Origin of the sequence: Streptococcus suis (assembly GCF_002964045.1) — a bacterium.
In the GTDB taxonomy this organism is placed as follows: domain Bacteria; phylum Bacillota; class Bacilli; order Lactobacillales; family Streptococcaceae; genus Streptococcus; species Streptococcus suis_U.
In genome coordinates, this window is record NZ_POPB01000422.1 from 1 (window position 1) to 16666 (window position 16666).

Annotated in this window: 17 protein-coding genes; 12 read left to right on the plus strand and 5 right to left on the minus strand. The window is 44.6% G+C overall.

All coding sequences use genetic code 11. The annotated features are described in order from the left end of the window. The first annotated feature begins 393 nt into the window (after nucleotides 1-393). The gene (locus tag C1E99_RS10800) at nucleotides 394-792 is read left to right on the plus strand and encodes a GNAT family N-acetyltransferase (protein ID WP_193441806.1); all 399 of its coding nucleotides are present in this window, start codon (nucleotides 394-396) and stop codon (nucleotides 790-792) included. A 57-nt stretch (nucleotides 793-849) separates the two neighbouring features. Here the strand turns inward: C1E99_RS10800 and rnjA are convergent, their stop codons facing one another. Both rnjA and C1E99_RS10810 read right to left on the minus strand, forming a co-directional pair. After that, complete coding sequence (gene rnjA / locus C1E99_RS10805; RefSeq protein ID WP_105106866.1) at nucleotides 850-2529, minus strand: ribonuclease J1; 1680 nt, start codon at nucleotides 2527-2529, stop codon at nucleotides 850-852. Nucleotides 2530-2532: 3 nt separating this feature from the next. Beyond that, a complete protein-coding gene (locus C1E99_RS10810; protein WP_044754810.1) occupies nucleotides 2533-2763 on the minus strand; it encodes a DNA-dependent RNA polymerase subunit epsilon in 231 nt (76 codons plus the stop codon). 302 nt (nucleotides 2764-3065) lie between these two features. On the opposite strand from C1E99_RS10810, the gene C1E99_RS10815 reads away from it, so the two are divergent. The 9 genes from C1E99_RS10815 (at nucleotide 3066) to C1E99_RS10860 (ending at nucleotide 10748) form a co-directional block, all read left to right on the plus strand. Next, complete coding sequence (locus C1E99_RS10815; RefSeq protein WP_024412005.1) at nucleotides 3066-3932, plus strand: Rgg/GadR/MutR family transcriptional regulator; 867 nt, start codon at nucleotides 3066-3068, stop codon at nucleotides 3930-3932. A gap of 269 nt (nucleotides 3933-4201) precedes the next feature. After that, nucleotides 4202-4783: a hypothetical protein gene (locus C1E99_RS10820; protein ID WP_024377814.1), complete on the plus strand. Its 582-nt coding sequence runs from the start codon at nucleotides 4202-4204 to the stop codon at nucleotides 4781-4783. A 99-nt stretch (nucleotides 4784-4882) separates the two neighbouring features. Then, nucleotides 4883-5923: a S8/S53 family peptidase gene (locus C1E99_RS10825; RefSeq protein ID WP_161943812.1), complete on the plus strand. Its 1041-nt coding sequence runs from the start codon at nucleotides 4883-4885 to the stop codon at nucleotides 5921-5923. A 306-nt stretch (nucleotides 5924-6229) separates the two neighbouring features. Beyond that, nucleotides 6230-6913 carry a tRNA (adenosine(37)-N6)-threonylcarbamoyltransferase complex dimerization subunit type 1 TsaB gene (gene tsaB / locus C1E99_RS10835; protein WP_105207545.1) on the plus strand — a complete coding sequence of 228 codons (684 nt, stop codon included), beginning with the start codon at nucleotides 6230-6232 and terminating at the stop codon, nucleotides 6911-6913. Next, nucleotides 6910-7350, plus strand: coding sequence for a ribosomal protein S18-alanine N-acetyltransferase (gene rimI / locus C1E99_RS10840; RefSeq protein WP_024401457.1), 441 nt, complete (start codon nucleotides 6910-6912; stop codon nucleotides 7348-7350). Before tsaB ends, rimI begins: the two co-directional genes overlap by 4 nt. Next, nucleotides 7340-8347: a tRNA (adenosine(37)-N6)-threonylcarbamoyltransferase complex transferase subunit TsaD gene (gene tsaD / locus C1E99_RS10845; RefSeq protein ID WP_105207546.1), complete on the plus strand. Its 1008-nt coding sequence runs from the start codon at nucleotides 7340-7342 to the stop codon at nucleotides 8345-8347. Before rimI ends, tsaD begins: the two co-directional genes overlap by 11 nt. A gap of 357 nt (nucleotides 8348-8704) precedes the next feature. Continuing rightward, nucleotides 8705-9406, plus strand: a complete 702-nt coding sequence (locus C1E99_RS10850; protein ID WP_105207547.1) for an AzlC family ABC transporter permease — start codon at nucleotides 8705-8707, stop codon at nucleotides 9404-9406. Beyond that, nucleotides 9393-9716, plus strand: coding sequence for an AzlD domain-containing protein (locus C1E99_RS10855; protein WP_105207548.1), 324 nt, complete (start codon nucleotides 9393-9395; stop codon nucleotides 9714-9716). The genes C1E99_RS10850 and C1E99_RS10855 overlap by 14 nt, the downstream gene beginning before the upstream one ends. A 9-nt stretch (nucleotides 9717-9725) precedes the next feature. Beyond that, nucleotides 9726-10748, plus strand: a complete 1023-nt coding sequence (locus tag C1E99_RS10860; protein WP_105207549.1) for a YeiH family protein — start codon at nucleotides 9726-9728, stop codon at nucleotides 10746-10748. A gap of 36 nt (nucleotides 10749-10784) precedes the next feature. Here C1E99_RS10860 and C1E99_RS10865 read toward each other — a convergent pair whose 3' ends face one another. From C1E99_RS10865 to C1E99_RS10875, 3 genes are all read right to left on the minus strand, one after another. Continuing rightward, a complete protein-coding gene (locus C1E99_RS10865) occupies nucleotides 10785-12410 on the minus strand; it encodes a hypothetical protein (protein ID WP_105207550.1) in 1626 nt (541 codons plus the stop codon). 9 nt (nucleotides 12411-12419) lie between these two features. Next, complete coding sequence (locus tag C1E99_RS10870) at nucleotides 12420-13118, minus strand: ATP-binding cassette domain-containing protein (protein WP_105207551.1); 699 nt, start codon at nucleotides 13116-13118, stop codon at nucleotides 12420-12422. A gap of 93 nt (nucleotides 13119-13211) precedes the next feature. Next, entirely contained in the window at nucleotides 13212-14384 is a 1173-nt protein-coding gene (locus C1E99_RS10875; RefSeq protein WP_105207552.1) for an NAD(P)/FAD-dependent oxidoreductase, read from the minus strand. Between the two features lie 407 nt (nucleotides 14385-14791). Here C1E99_RS10875 and C1E99_RS10880 point away from each other — a divergent pair, with 407 nt between their 5' ends. Further along, the gene (locus tag C1E99_RS10880) at nucleotides 14792-15286 is read left to right on the plus strand and encodes a DUF536 domain-containing protein (protein ID WP_105106882.1); all 495 of its coding nucleotides are present in this window, start codon (nucleotides 14792-14794) and stop codon (nucleotides 15284-15286) included. Nucleotides 15287-15686: 400 nt separating this feature from the next. Beyond that, nucleotides 15687-16666, plus strand: a 980-nt coding sequence (locus C1E99_RS10885; protein ID WP_193441807.1) for an ISL3 family transposase, incomplete at its 3' end; no start/stop codon positions are given.

The window sequence follows — 16666 nt, forward strand, 5'->3', positions numbered from 1 at the left end:
AGAAGGCCTTTTTATTTTGTCCAGATGAGGTGGTTTAAGCACCAAAACAGCTATTTTTCCCTAAAAACAGTAAAAAAGACAAACACCAAAACGATGTTTGTCTGCAATCTGAAAGGACCCCGAAGGGTCCTTTGTTCACGAGCCGAGAAACTGGAAAGCGAGTAATGGGACTTGGACCATTTTTTCATGAGCCTAGAAATTAGAGAGCGAATTAGGACCCCGACGGGTCCTTTGTTCACGAGCTTAGAAACTAGAAAGCGAGTAATGGTCCAGTGGAGTGAAACAGTCTGGGAAGAGACTGTTTCAGCCTGAGTCAGTGTGTTGAAGGGTGAAGGAGTTTTTATAAGTTTGAAAAAGACTAAACTTACCTAGATATAAATAATTTTGGAGGCAATGGAGATGGATGAATTTGTAAGAACAGTATTTGATGAACAATATAGGGCGGTTTTTGGAGAAGGTCAAGACCTTATTTCTAGTCAGCAGGAAATTGTTTTGGTAGAGGAGGAAGCAGGTCAATTAGTCGCTGTCTTGCAGGCCCAGCAGACGTTGGAAACGATTCATGTAAAGGCTTTGGTAGTTGCTAAAGACAAGCAAGGTCAAGGGTTGGGGAGTTGTTTGTTGACTCGTTTGGAAAATGAAGCTAGACAAGGTGGAGTAAGGAGTATCACGCTATCAACCAAGTCCTATCAGGCCAAGGATTTTTATCTGAAGGCTGGATATTCTTTTTATGCTCAACTAGAAGATGTACCGAAAAAAGGAATTACCAAGTACCATTTTATCAAGTGGCTATAAGGTATTCCTCTTGGAAAATAAGCAAAGCCTCGGCGATTGCCGAGGCTTCTTTCAATCTTATTGATCAGGTGTGAGAATCATTGGGATAATGATTGGCTCACGTTCTGTTTTTTCGTATAGGAATGGTCTTAGGGCGTTGACGATGGCACCGTTGACCGTTTGGATATTGGCATCTTTATTGCGCATGGCAATTCGGATAGCGTTGAAAAGGACGCGTTGACTTTCGCGAATAAGCTCACCAGATTCACGCATGTAGATGAAACCGCGGCTGAGAATATCTGGACCTGCCAGAATCATCTTAGATTTGAAGTCAACGGTTGCAACAGCTAGTACGACACCGTCTTCTGAGAGGTCACGGCGGTCTTTGAGGACAGCTGCGCCGATTTCACCGATACGGTTTCCGTCCACATAGATGTCCTGAGCGTTGAAGTGCCCTGCTAAGCGGGCAGAATCCTTGGTCAGAGCTAGGACATCACCGTTTTCCATGATGAAGATGTTGTCTTTTGGCACGCCAGTATCAACTGCCAGACTAGCATGGATTTTTTGCATGCGGTATTCGCCATGGACAGGCATGAAGTATTTTGGCTTGATCAAGCGGAGCATGAGTTTTTGCTCTTGCTGGCCGCCGTGCCCAGAGGTATGGATGTTGTTAATCTTACCATGAATGACATCGACACCGGCTTCAATCAAGATATTGATCAGCTTGTTGACACCTGTGGTATTTCCCGGAATAGGACTGGACGAGAAGATAACCGTGTCGCCTGGCTGGAGTTGCACTTGACGGTGGGTACCGTGGGCGATGCGGGAGAGGGCAGCCATAGGCTCACCCTGGCTACCTGTACAGAGAATCATAATCTCGCTGGCAGGGTATTCTTTGATCTCGTTTGGCTCGATGAAGGTATCCTTAGGTACCTTGATGTAGCCGAGCTCGATACCATTGACGATAGCTTTTTCCATGGAGCGTCCAAAGACAGCGATTTTGCGTCCTGTCTTGACTGCGGCATCTGCTGCTTGTTGCAGACGGAAGATGTTGGAGGCAAAGGAAGCAAAGATGATGCGTCCGTGGATGCCTTCAATCAATTTCATGATGGATTGACCGACCACTTTTTCCGAGTTGGTAAAGGTTGGAACTTCGGCGTTGGTAGAGTCGGAGAGGAGGCAGAGAACGCCTTCTTCACCGAGAGCAGCCATGCGGTGCAAGTCTGCGGGCTCGCCAACGGGAGTGAAGTCGAACTTGAAGTCACCGGTACAGACGATTTTTCCTTGAGGGGTATCAACGACGATACCAAGTGGTTCTGGAATGGAGTGGGTGGTACGGAAGAAGCTGACTTTGAGGTGCTTGAAGGTCAACTCTGTGTTATGATTGATTTCATGCAAAGTCGCATCACGGAGCAGTCCGTGTTCTTCCAATTTGCCACGGATAAGGGCGAGGGCTAAAGGTCCAGCATAGATTGGGACATTGGCTTGCTTGAGCAAGAAGGGAATGCCTCCGATGTGGTCTTCGTGCCCGTGGGTAATGACCAGACCTTTAACACGGTCTAGGTTTTCAACGATGTAGGAGTAGTCTGGGATAACGTAGTCGATACCCAATAGGTCATCTTCTGGGAACTTGATACCGGCATCGACGATGAGAATTTCATCCTTATACTCGATACCGTAGGTATTTTTCCCGATTTCTCCCAAACCACCGATGGCGAAAACGCCAACTTCATGAGGTTTTAGATTGACTGATGACATGGATTAAAACTCCGTAATTTTGAAATCTGCGTGCTCTTTCTCATACTCAAGATGATTGTCTGATAAGAGGTCGATAAATTCGATGTTGTATTCAGGGCGGTTGGTTTCCACCAATTCACGCGCGATAATACGACCTTCCAATTCTGATGTTGCATCGATGTCTAGATAAAGAGCGCGTGTTTGCTCGCGACGTGGGCTAATTTTTGATTCTTGATAGAATACTTTATAAATCATGTGTAGTATAGTTCCTTTCTTTTTGACTGGCAACTATGAAAAAAGCCCCAAACAGTTGGGGCTGTCTGGTAATGCTTATTCAATTTTCTCGAGTTGTCAATTTATTCAGTCTAAATATTACTCTTCATTATACCATAAAATATGCTGATGGTAAAAGGGTTTGGTAGGAAAATGGAAAAGTGTCATGATTTTCAGAAACAAGCAGTCATTTGGCAGAATAATAAGCAAAATTGACAAAAATATATTTGGATATTATAATAAATGGAAGTGGAATTTTAATGCATCAAGAAAGGGGATGAGTCATGGGTACAGTACCACAAATGAGTTTAGGCGAATTTTACAGGGAACTCCGAAATTCTCGCTTGGTTAAGCAAAAGGATGTTGTCAGAGGAGACTTTACAGCAGCACAGTTGTCACGCTTTGAATCGGGAAAATCCATGTTGGCAGCGGATAAGTTAATCGTGGCTGTCGAGGGTATTAACATGACCATGGAAGAATTTACTTACAAATACCATGGATATAAAGAAGCACCTCATATCGAGCTGGCCAATCTCATCTCAGATTTGTATTACCAGCAGGACAAAGAAGCTTTGAAAGCTTTATTAACATCAGATTTGTTAGCAGATGAAGGAGAACTTTACTCTCGGCTTAATGCTATTGTTATCAAGGTCGCTTTAGTCGCTTTAGAAGGGATAGATAATGTTGAAGAAGAAGATAGGCAATATTTGGCAGACTATCTCTTCGCTATTGAGGAGTGGACAAGTTTTGAGCTTTATCTATTTATGAATGCACAGATGTTGTTGAATAATCGGATGTTATTGTATTTTGCTCATGACTTATGTAAGGAAGAAAAATCTTTTAATAAACTTAGGAAACATCAGGAACTTATAAAATCTACGTTACTCAATACGATTTCGGAATTATTTGATAGAGGAATATACTCTCAAGTTTCCTATTACTTAGATAAAATGGAGTCTATGATTAGTTTTAAAGATACCTTTGTAAAGATAATGGCTCGCTATTATCGTCTGCTATTGGACTATATCGAAAATGGTCGTTCAGACAAAGAAAAAGAGATAATCGAAACCTACATTCAATCTATACAGGAATTGATAGATGATCAGACAGCTTCGATTATCCGGGTTCATTTTTTAAGATTTGAGTCTTAAAAATAAGAAGTTAGGAGAATGGGGACAGGATTGGATAATGGGTCAATAACGATTGGAATTGATAGCAACAAAGCGAGTACAATAATTGATATATTCTTTTTCATAGAACGCACCTCTTTTTCTTTTTAGTATAGCACAACATTTTATTTGTTAAAATGACTTACATATTTGTAAGTTTAAAAAATTGACTTACAGATTTGTAAGTGGACTTTATTTCGTTTTGAAGATGATACAATGTAGATGTACTATAAAAAGATAGGAGCAGTCTTATGAAAAAGAAGTTCTTAGCAGTTACTATGCTGTTTTCATTGGTTTTTCCAGCTTCTTTAGTGTTTGCTGAGTCTCATGGAGACCACTCTAGTCACGGAGACCATTCTGAGGCTGTTGTTATTAGTGAAATGGCTGAAGGTCAGTTGATTGTGGAGCAACAAATAGAGGTTGCAGCACAGACGGAGCCTCTATATAGTTTTGAAGAAATCTTAGATCTACCAAATGAGGCTTTTCCGAATGCGACTCCTGATGAGGTGGAGAGTATTAAAGGTATGATTGAAGCCACTATGGATTACAATCATTCTGATATGAAGGTACCGTTATCAATGGTATATATTGATAAGACCGCAGAAAATTCAGATGCAATTCTTTCAGGCGGTGGTCTTCCATACTGTTTAGATAATAATGGTTGGGGATACCAAAATTTTATTACCTCAGATTGTAACATAGCTATGGCAGTTGTTAGCCAATGTGTTTATGAATCTATCATTAAGAATCCCAATTTGCGTTACTGTAGAGCGGATTTATATAGAAATTGTTCTCCTAGGATTGGTCACAGTCCATATTGGCATAGACATTAATAAATGTGTTTGTATAAAATTAGAAGGAGTTGCAGGTTGATTCAAAAAATACTAAGACTGTTTGGGCTTGTTAGTTGTCTTCTTGCCTTGGTTTGTGCGGTGGTATTTAGAGAGGGGCTGGTTTCCAATCCACTTGGTCAATTTTCGGGTTTTCCACTTAACCACCAGCATACAGGTTGGGGAACATCGCGTTATTATCCCAACATTGATCCGACAGCAAAGCCGACTCAGGAGGTCAGAGTTGCTATCATTGACTCTGGTATAAGGGAAGAAGCGGTAGATGAGTTTTATGTTGAGGATATGCAAGTTTTTTCCACTTCAACCTCTGTCTTTGATACCATTGGTCACGGGACAAAGATTGCCAGTATCATTGGTGCTAAGAATAATCATGTGCTAACGCTGGGATTGAGCCCGGAAGCAAGATTGTTTTCCTACAAGGTAACGGATGATGACGGGACGATAAAAAATGACTACCTTGTCAAAGCTGTTCAGCAGGCTATTGAAGATCATGTTGATGTTGTGAATCTGAGTATGGTGGTGACCAATCCAAGTAAAGAATTGGAAGATGTGGTTGAAGCCTACCTTCAACAAGGTGGCTATATGGTTGTCCCAGCTTATGATTTGAAAAAGGTAGAGGCCCTAAACCCTCTTTTGACGATTGAAGGGGTTGTCTCCGTAGGTACCTACAATGAATTTTTTACGTTATTGAATCCGCAGGAAGAGATTGCTTACTACGCACCGTACTCTCAAGAAACGCTGTCAATGGAAAACAGGATTGTACGAAGCGAGGGTTCCTCTTTTAGCACGGCCTTTGTTTCGGGGACAATTGCCCACTTGCTCTCCGTCGGACAAACCGATGCAGAAATCACCAAGCAACTAGATGACTTTTTTAGTGCACGGTCTGTGAAGAGCAAGCAGTCTCCATTGTTGGCTGGTTATGAAACGCATCAAGCTTTGGTAAATAACAGCTACACAGTGCTCTCTCTATCTCTGATAGGTCTTCTTGTTTTCCAGACAATCCTAGGGATACTCACCGCGAGAAAAGAGAGTGAGGTGCGGGGTGCTTATATGCGGTACATCGTTGTAACGGACGTGTTACTGGTTATTCTTGCCTTGTTAATTTTGCCGACTCAAATGTGAGGTGTTAGATGGAATTAATTTCAATTGTGTTCGTTGTCCTTATTGTTGGAGTTCAAGTCTATTTTTCGACAAGGTACTTTGCTAAGGCTACTTCCAAGCTACAAAAAGGATTTGTCGTCGTAACGTCCCTCTTTCAAATTGTATTTTCAATCTGGTTGATGCTGTTTGTTACACTGGGATATTTCGGTAGTATTCATTTTTGATGAGATTTTTTTGCCTCCTATACTCATAGGAGGTTTTCTATATTTGAAAAATTCCCCAAGATAGCTTACAATAGAGAGTAGCATTGTACAGAAAGAGAAATTTATGAAAATACTAGCTTTAGACAGCTCCAATCAGGCCCTGTCGGTTGCCTTGGTGGAGGACGGTCGTTTGCAGGCGGAAACCCTGCTGGCCGTCAAGAAAAATCATAGTATCAGCCTCATGCCTGTAGTTGATTTTTTGGTAGCGCAGGTGGGCTGGACGCCCAAAGACCTGAATCGGATTGTGGTCGCTCAGGGGCCCGGCTCCTACACGGGTCTGCGGGTGGCGGTGGCGACTGCCAAGACCCTGGCCTACACCCTCAAGATTGACTTGGTGGGGCTATCCAGTCTTCAGTCTCTGGTTCCTCCTAGCCTGACGGGTCTGGTGGTGCCTCTCATTGATGCCCGCCGTAACTGCGTCTATGCAGGTGTTTATGAAAATGGCAGAGCAGTTGAGGCAGACAAGTACTGGTCTTTTGAAGACTTGCTTTCTAGTCTGTCTGGCAAGGAAAACATCACCTTTGTCGGAGAAGTAGAAAACTTTATGGAGCAAATCGAGCAAGCTCTGCCAACTGCTCAGTATCAAGCCAGTCTGCCGTCTGCCTATCAGTTGGCGGTGCTTGGTCAAGACTTGCCAGCAGTAGATGTGACCAGCTTTGAGCCCAACTATCTCAAGCGGGTAGAGGCAGAAGAAAACTGGCTCAAGGACAACCAAGCTGGCTCAGAGAGTTATATCAAGCGCGTATGATAGAGATTAAGCACTACGACGGTCAGGAAAATCTAGCGGAAGCTGTGTTGGCAGTCATGGAGTCGGTCTATGAGCAATCGCCTTGGACCTTGGAACAGATTGCCTCTAGTATGTCTAGTCAGGATGAGGATTATTATCTGGCCTATGAGGGTCAGGAATTGGTCGGATTTTTGGCTGTGCAGACGGTGCTGGATGAGATGGAAATCTTGCAGATTGCTGTCAAGGCTGATTTTCAGAGGATGGGAATCGCCAGTCAACTGATGGCTACTGTGATGGACTGGGATGGGGATATCTTCCTCGAAGTGAGGGAGTCCAACAGTGCAGCTCAGGCCCTCTATACACGCCAGCATTTTACCAAAATAGGAAAACGAAAAGACTACTACCGCCATCCTGTCGAGGACGCGGTGATGATGAAGAGAGAACGTGATGAAAGATAGATTGATTTTGGCGATTGAGACCTCCTGTGACGAGACCTCGGTGGCTGTTTTGCGAAATGATGCGGAGCTTTTGTCCAATGTCATTGCCAGCCAGATTGCCAGCCACCAGCGGTTTGGTGGGGTGGTGCCTGAAGTGGCCAGCCGTCACCATGTGGAAGTGATAACGGCCTGTATCGAGGAGGCCTTGTTGGAGGCGGAAGTGACGGCAGAGGACTTGACGGCTGTGGCTGTGACCTATGGGCCTGGCTTGGTCGGTGCCTTGCTAGTCGGGATTTCGGCTGCCAAGGCCTTTGCTTGGGCTAACGGTTTGCCACTCATTCCTGTCAACCACATGGCAGGGCATTTGATGGCGGCGCGTGCGGTCAAGGAATTGGAGTTTCCGCTCTTGGCCCTCTTGGTCAGCGGTGGACACACAGAATTGGTCTATGTGTCAGAAGCAGGCGACTACAAGATTGTCGGCGAAACGCGAGATGATGCGGTCGGCGAGGCCTATGACAAAGTGGGACGGGTTATGGGTCTGCCCTATCCAGCTGGTCGTGTGATTGACGAATTGGCGCATGAGGGGCAGGATATTTACGACTTTCCACGGGCTATGATTAAAGAGGATAATCTGGAGTTTTCTTTTTCTGGACTCAAATCTGCCTTTATCAACCTCTACCACAATGCCCAGCAAAAAGGGGAGACCTTGTCCAATGCGGACCTGTCAGCCTCTTTCCAAGCCTGTGTTATGGACATTCTCATGGCCAAGACCAAGAAGGCTTTGGAGCAATATCCTGTTAAGACCTTGGTGGTAGCGGGCGGTGTGGCAGCCAATCAGGGCTTACGAGAGCGGTTGGCGGCTGAAATCACCGATGTGGAGGTTATCATTCCCCCGCTTCGACTCTGCGGTGACAATGCGGGCATGATTGCCTTGGCAGCGGTCAGTGAGTACAATAAGGCAAACCTTGCTGGCTGGGACCTCAATGCCAAGCCTAGTCTGGCTTTTGAAAATTTGTAAGAAGGAAGGGGGCTGGGCAAAAAGTCCGGCGCCACTTCTCAGAGTTCGTATCAACATCTCAGCGCAGTGGTTGATTGGCAGATTTGTTCGTGTCTTACACTCCAGATCTGACCTAACGATTGTTGCGAACAGAGTTCGCTTCATTTCCGACCTCAAAAGGTTCACTGAACCTTTTGAGCTGTGCGGGGTGGGAGTAAAATAGTCCAGTGGACTATTTTAGCCCGAACCTACTGTTTGGAAGTGAGGGGAACTCTTTTTTAGACCAGTCGAGTTCTTTCTCACTCCCTTTTTCTATTGACGGATGGGGGCTTGTCCTCTATACTAGAGTGATATAACTTGCTTTTCAAAGGAGAGAAGATGTATAAAGAGGATTTTCGCGAAGGCTTGCGGGATGCCATTCCCACAGCTTTGGGCTATGCCAGTATCGGTTTAGCCTGCGGAGTTGTATCGGTTAATTCAGGCATTTCTGCGGTGGAAATGGCTTTGATGAGCCTTTTGGTCTATGCAGGGAGTGCCCAATTTGTCATGTGTGCCATGATTTTGGCTGGGGCCCCCTTGATGTCCATTGCGGTGACGGTTTTCTTTGTCAACCTGCGGAATTTTCTCATGTGCCTGCATACGACGACCATTTTTCAGGGAAATAGGCTGGGCTCCAACATCTTGATTGGCTCATTTTTAACAGATGAATCTTATGCGGTTCTCTTGCGGAAACACATTGAGGAAAAGCAGATTGCCCCTAGCTGGATGTACGGCAACAACTTTGCTGGCTATGCTTCTTGGGCTATCTTTACCACTCTGGGCAATCTCATCGGAGGTTTGATTCCAAATCCCGAGCAGTTTGGCTTGGATTTTGCCTTGGTTGCCATGTTTGTCGGCATTTTCTCAGGTCAGTTGGAGGCTATGGCTCGGACTATTCCTTTGAAAAAAATCGGCTTGATTCTGCTGGCGGTTGGTCTGGCCTATGTCGGTCTGTCTGTGCTGGTGTCGTCCTATGTTGCGGTGCTTCTGGCGACGCTTTTGGGCTGTTTTGTGGGGGTGATGATTGATGATAAAAACTAGTATTTTACTGATTATTCTGGCGTCGGCTCTAGTGACCTGGCTGCCACGCGTCCTGCCTTTTGTCCTGACGCAGAACAAATCCCTGCCTCCAAAGTTGGTGAAATTTCTCAGCTTTTTGCCAATCACTATCATTTTTGCATTGACCCTCTCCAGTATTATGGATGAGAAAGTTGGCTCCTTGCCAAGTTTTCTCCCTGTGGAAAGCTTAGCTATTCTTCCGACATTTTTTGTGGTTTTGAAAACAAAAAATATCCTTTTAGCAGTCTTGGTTGGCGTTGTTACAACCGCGTTGTTACGTTTTATATTTTAGGAGGTTTTTATGGTAAAAGAAAATGCCAGAGGTGTGGCACTTTGTCTCGTCTTGGCTTTGGTGGGGCAGTGGTTAGGTGGGGTGTTTCCATTGGTTGGTGGGCCCGTTTTTGCCCTTCTAATCGGGATGAGCTTGCATTCCTACGTCGCAAGGGAGAATGCGTTTCAGCCAGGCTTGACCTTTACTTCTAAGAAGGTCTTGCAGTATGCGGTGATTTGTTTGGGATTTGGATTAAACTTATCTGCGGTCTTAGCAGTCGGTCGTCAGTCTCTTCCAATTATTCTTTCGACCATCAGTTTTGCCTTGTGTTTGGCATTTCTGATGTGGAAATGGTTGCCTATTTCATCTCATTTGGCGACCTTGATTGGCGTAGGGACCTCTATCTGTGGAGGCTCTGCCATTGCGGCGACAGCTCCCGTTATCCAGGCAGATGATGAGGATGTGGCTCAGGCTATCTCGGTCATCTTTCTCTTTAATGTCTTGGCGGCCTTGATTTTTCCGACTTTGGCAACTTGGCTTGGGTTTTCGACCGATTCGGGTCAGGCCTTTGGGATGTTCGCCGGAACGGCGGTCAATGACACCTCGTCGGTCACCGCAACGGCGGCTACTTGGGACAGTCTTTACGGCCTAGGCAGTCAGACTTTGGACATGGCGGTGACGGTCAAGCTGACGCGGACTCTGGCCATTATTCCCATTACGTCGGTTTTGGCGATTTGGCAAGCTCGAGGAAAGGGAGTTCAGGCAGACAAGCAGTCCCTCTTGGCAGGTTTTCCGACCTTTATCTTGTATTTTATTCTAGCCAGTCTGGTGACTACAATGGCAGGTCGCTTTGGAATGGGTGCGGACATTTTTACTCCGCTCAAAACCCTGTCCAAGTTTCTCATTTGTATGGCCATGGCAGCCATTGGCTTGCGGACTAATTTATTTGCCTTGGTAAAAAATGGCAGAGCTGCTCTTTTTGTCGGGCTAGTTTGCTGGTTGGGCGTGACTGTGCTGACATTGGTTTGGCAGGCGATTTTGGGTATATGGTAACAGTAAAACAGCCTTCTCTTGCGAGAGGCTGCTTTTTTATGATTTCAAGCGGAAAGTCTGCGGAGCTTTTTTCAATAAAATCCAGTAACCGATGCTGACATAGGCAATCATAGCCAGAGAAATGAGTAGGATGTACAAGTGACTGCCTAGATCTAGCTGGGTGTTGAGATAGGCTACCCAATAGAGAGCGCCACTGAGGAATTTATAGACTGGATTGACCACTTCCATATCCTTTGTAAAGGGCTGGAGGATGTAGTAGATAAAAAGGTCGTGGAAGGAAAAGAGGGCTGTTAGACTTAACAAAAGTAGAGCAGTTAGGAGATAGGTTTCAATAGGCAGCTGTGCTCTAGTAAAGATGATGAGGGCCAATAGTAGAGATCCAGAGAAGGCAGCATTTAATTTTACAGTTTGTAGAAAACGATAATGAAAGCCTGCAATAATGGTTTTTGCTTCGCGGTAAAATGGGTAGTGTAGCATGGAAATGTCGCAATTAACAAAGACCATCTGTGCGACAGCCTTGCCCATGGAGGCCACATACATGACCATGAAAGCAAATGGAAGTCCCTCGATATAGTTGGCAGTGCTTATCTCTATATCCTCCTTTGAAAACCAGCGGATTCCTTCAAGAAAGAGGACAATGGCCAAAAGACACCCCAAGCGGAAGAGCAATTTTTTAGTGAGGATGGAGCGGTAGCGGTCAAATAGCAGAGCGTTTAGGTAGGTCATGCCAGACAGGAGGGACAGGTCTTTTCCAGTTTCCATATTGAGTTTTGCCTGCATCTGCAAACCCTGGCGAGTATATTCATTGCCCTTGGTCATCTCAACAATTTTCTTGTCCAACTGCAAGGATTGGTCCATGCAGTAGGAAAGATAGTCAAGGTGGTTGGTTTGTTGCTTCAAATAACCAAGGCTAAGCCAAATCAGAAATGGTTGGATAAGCAGGATAGGGACCAGCATGCCTAAGGAGAGCTGATGGCGGAAGACAATCGCCAGAACATATAACACAAGAACAAATGCGACCCATAGCCAAGCATGCCAAGAATTGCGACGGGTTAACATACGATGTTCAAAGAACCAACGATTGAGAGCATGACCAGTCAGGTGACCTGCTAGTACGGTCATCATGCCGACAGGAAAGACCAGCCATTGATTTGTCATTAGGCAAAAAATAACTAAGGCTGGAAGATAGTAAAAGGTAGTCAGGATAGGTTCGATAAAGAGTTGACTTTGCAAAAAGGTAGATTGTGATAGACCGAAGTTCTGCATAAATTCTCTATCTGCTTTCGAGATAACCGGGTCTAAGTCCTTGCTAAAACGATAGTTTAGTCCGACAAACAGAAACCAGAACACAAATCCTAGAAGCCAAGTCCCTGGAAGGATATTCCAAAAGGTAAATTCCTCACTGGCCAAGATATTCATCCAGAAAGAAGCATGATAGAAATGAAAAACCAACCAGAAGCCCTTGGTCAAAAAGCGACTGGGGATGGAGAGGATGTGCAGGATCAAAAAGAGACCAGACTTAAAGCTGTAAGACTTGAAAATACTCTCTGGAATGCTCTTTCCAACAAGTGGCAGTTTCCGTAGATAGTAGAAAAATCCGTTGACGGAGCGATGGAGAGTATACTTTTCCCGATACCAAAAATAAGGTAGAATGGTTTTCATATGCTCCTCCTAATCTGCTGTCAGCAAGGCAACCACTTCCTGTTCAAAGTCAGGGTCGTGGAGTTTGTCGCTTGAAACAGCCTGCAATTCCTGGTGATGGAGCAAAACAATCTCATCACAGAGGTCCTGGGCCAGCTGCAAAATGTGGGTAGAAAAGATAATGACAGAATCCTTCTTAGCCTCCCGAATTAGCTGCTTAAACTCGTGAGCAGCCACAGGGTCAAAGGAAGTCAGGGGTTCATCCAAGAGCAGAACAGGTGGCTGGACAATCAAGGACAGGAGCAACTGGACCTTGTTCTGCATACCGTGGGAAAAATCCTTGAGCAGGCGGTGCTGGTCTTCTTCTCCGATACCGACCAAGTTCAGCCATTCTTCTGGACTGCGAGGAGATTTGAGTTTATCCTTGTGAATGTCCATATAGAAACGGACAAACTCATAGGCCGTCATAAAAGCAGGTAATTGTGGATAGGTCTGGGTAAAACCGATGTCTGTATTATCGTAGTCAAGAGTTTCTTCCCCCTCTACAAACTGGATACTGCCACTGTCTAAGGTCATATTACGGGCAATGCAGTTAAACAAGGTTGTCTTACCAGCTCCGTTCCGCCCTAGCAAGCCGTAAATCTTGCCTTGTTCAAATTGAAAGCTGGTATCCTTCAGAATAATCTTATGATCAAATTTTTTAGAAATAGAAGACAGTTTCAGTTGCATAGCCAATCTCCTCTTGTTATATTGTTATGACTTCATCATACAACAATAAACAAAAAAATTCAAGCAAATTTTTGCTTGAATGTGATGTAAAAACTAGTAATGCAAACTCCCTGCCACCCAGCCAGTTGCTAGACAGTAGGTAATGTTAAAGCCACCTGTATGGGCGTTGATGTCCAAGACCTCTCCTGCAAAGTGGAGACCTGGGACTTTCTTGCTTTCCAAGGTTTTGGGATTGATTTCCTTGAGGTCAACACCACCCTTGGTCACAAAGGACTTTGCCAGGGACATCTTGCCTGTAATCTTGATAGGGAGGGCTTTGAGGAGGGTGACCAGTTCAGTCAGATCTTTTTTGGAAACTTGTTTGACCTTGCAGTCGTAGTTCTCTGCGAAAAAGTCTGCTAGGCGGTCTGGCATGAGTTCTCGAAGGGCATTCTTGACGGATTTTTCCCTGTTGGCTTCTAAATGTTCAAATAAATCTTGTTCAGAATGGGTCGGCAGAGCATCGAGAAATGCGGTTTCGCCGCCTTTGACAAAACTGGACAGCCGAAGTGCAGCGGGTCCCGACAGGCCAAAGTGGGTAAAGAGCAGGTCGTGGGTGATGACGTGCTTGCCGTAGGTCAGAGTGACGTCGTCCAGGGAAATGCCTTGTAGCTTCTTGTGGGGGAAGTCGGTCAGAACGGGGCTTTCAGCGGCCTCAATCTCCGTGACTTCCAGCTTGAAGTGGCGGGCAATGTCGTGACCAAATCCAGTCGAGCCAGTGGAAGGATAGGTCTTGCCGCCGGTAGTGACAATCAGCTGGGGAGCTGTAAAGGTCTCCTCGCTGGTCTTGACATGGAAGAGGTCGTCAATCTTGCGGACGGAAACCACCTCAGTTCCTGTGCGGATGTCCACGCCATTTTCCAGCATCTTCATTTCCAGGCACTTGATAATGGTCTGGGAACGGTCGGTGGTCGGAAAGACACGGCCGTGGTCCTCCACCTTGAGCTTGACCCCATTTTCCTGAAAGAAATTCATGATGTCATGGTTGTCAAACTGAGAAAAAACACTGTATAGAAAGCGGCCATTGCCGGGAATGCCAGCCAGCAGGTCTTCCAAGGTGCCGTTGTTGGTCACATTGCAACGTCCGCCACCTGTGCCAGATAGTTTCTTGCCCAAACGCTTGTTTTTTTCGAGGAGCAGGGTCTTCTTGCCGTAAAAGCTGGAAGAAATCGCAGCCATCATGCCAGCAGGCCCCGCTCCGATAATAATGGTATCTACTGTGTTCATATTCTTATTGTACCATAAAATATAGTCGTTTAGTTTGTCTTTTATTACGTCGTTAACTCGCTTTGCCGTACTCCAGTACTGTCTGCAGCTCGTTGCCTAGTACTAAAAACAAACTAAAAGACTATAGCAGAGCGGATAGCGGGTACCTTCTGAAAGATTAACAATGTTTTTTAGGTAAAAATTCCCCATAATTTGACAGAATATAGGCTTTGTGATAATATTTTATTGATACAAACTATGAGAAATCTATGAACCTGTATTCGCAATAAAGTGCTTTGGTGTAAGAGATAGTTTTTTGAGGAAATACGGACTATATTTTGATAAAAACGAATGATGAGTAAGCTTACAGACTAGCCTTAGATAGAAGTATGGCATTGCGGATGTAGATTCTAAGTACCGAGGATATTATGGGAATCGAAAAAACAGTCAGCGAATTAGCTGAGATTTTGGGAGTGAGCCGTCAGGCTATGAACAATCGCGTAAAAGCACTTCCAGAAGAATTTGTAGATAAAAATGACAAGGGTGTGACTGTTGTAAATCGTGCAGGCTTGATTGAACTTGAGAAAATCTATAAGACAACGATTTTCGAAGATGAGCCGATTAGCGATGAAGTCAAGCACCGTGAAATGATGGAAATTTTAGTTGATGAAAAAAATGCGGAAATTATCCGATTGTATAGTCAATTAAAAGCCAAGGATAAGCAGTTGGCGGAAAAAGATGAGCAGCTCAAGGTCAAAGATGTACAGATTGCGGAGAAGGACAAGCAAATTGACCAACAGCAACAATTGACTCTTAAAGCTATGGCTGACAAGGATGTCCTCAAGCTAGAACTAGAAGAGGTCAAAGCTCAAGCAGAAGGAGTGCAAGCCAAAGGATTCTTTGCACGATTGTTTGGTAAATAAAAAGGTCCAGTGGACCTTGAATCATGGGCTCGGAAACAAGGAAGCGAGTAAAGGTCTGGGGGAGTGAAACAGTCTGGGGATAGACTGTTTCAGCCCGAGCCAAGAACTGAAAAAGCGAGGTACAGTCTGGGGATAGACTGTTTCAGCCCGAGCCTAGAAATAGGAAAGCGAGGTACAGTCTGGGAATAGACTGTTTCAGCCCGCGTTAAAAAATGGAAGAGCGCGGTAGGAAATCATGAGCCCGAAAACGAGAAAGCGAATCATAAGTAAAAAATGGCTCTATAATTTCTGTAGTGGGTAAAACCACCGTGGAGATTATGGAGCCTTTTTGAGTGTAGAAAAAAAGTCCCATATGACCTATAATGAAAAGCGACCAAACTACTCATTAGAAAGGGTCCATATGGAACAACTAAATCTTATCACAAATCTTCTCAGAATTAAAGACAAAAATATCACTATCTCTAATGAATATGACCTAGGAACTCACTTAGAACTCCACGGTCACTTGGATTACACAGCCCCTAAATGCTCAAAATGCAAGGGACAAATGGCTAAATACGACTTCCAGAAAGCCTCTAAAATCCCCTACCTAGAAACTGCTGGTTACCCGCTACTTATCCGCCTTAGAAAGCGTCGCTTCAAGTGTAAAGAATGCGGAAAAATAGCGGTCGCTGAAACTCCTCTTGTCAAGAAGAACCACCAAATCTCTGTCGCTGTTAACCAGAAGATTGCTCAATTACTCATCGAAAATCAAGCAATGAAACATATTGCACACAGGCTATCTATCTCAACATCATCAGTTATGAGAAAACTCAATGAGTTCAAGTTTGAAACAGATTGGAATGCCTTACCTGAGGTGATGAGCTGGGACGAGTATGCCTTCAAAAAAGGGAAAATGAGCTTTATCGCTCAAGATTTCGACTCCCTAAATGTCATCGCCATTCTGGACGGAAGAACTCAAGCAACCATCCGAAACCACTTTCTACGCTATCCTAGAAAGGTTAGAAATCGGGTCAAAGTCATTACCATGGATATGTTTAGTCCATACTACAAATTGGCTAGACAGCTATTTCCCAATGCAAAAATTGTACTCGACCGCTTTCATATTGTTCAACACCTTAGTCGTGCTATGAACCGTATCCGTATTCAAATTATGAATCAATTCGACAGAACATCGCAGGAATACCGAGCCTTGAAACGCTACTGGAAATTGATACAACAAGATAGCCGTAAAATCAGCGATAAACGATTTTATCGCCCTATGTTCCGAATGCACTTGACTAACAAGGAAATACTGGAAAAACTCCTGTCTTTCTCCGAGGAACTACGACAGCACTATGAACTCTATCAACTTCTCTTATTCCATTTCCAAGAGATGTA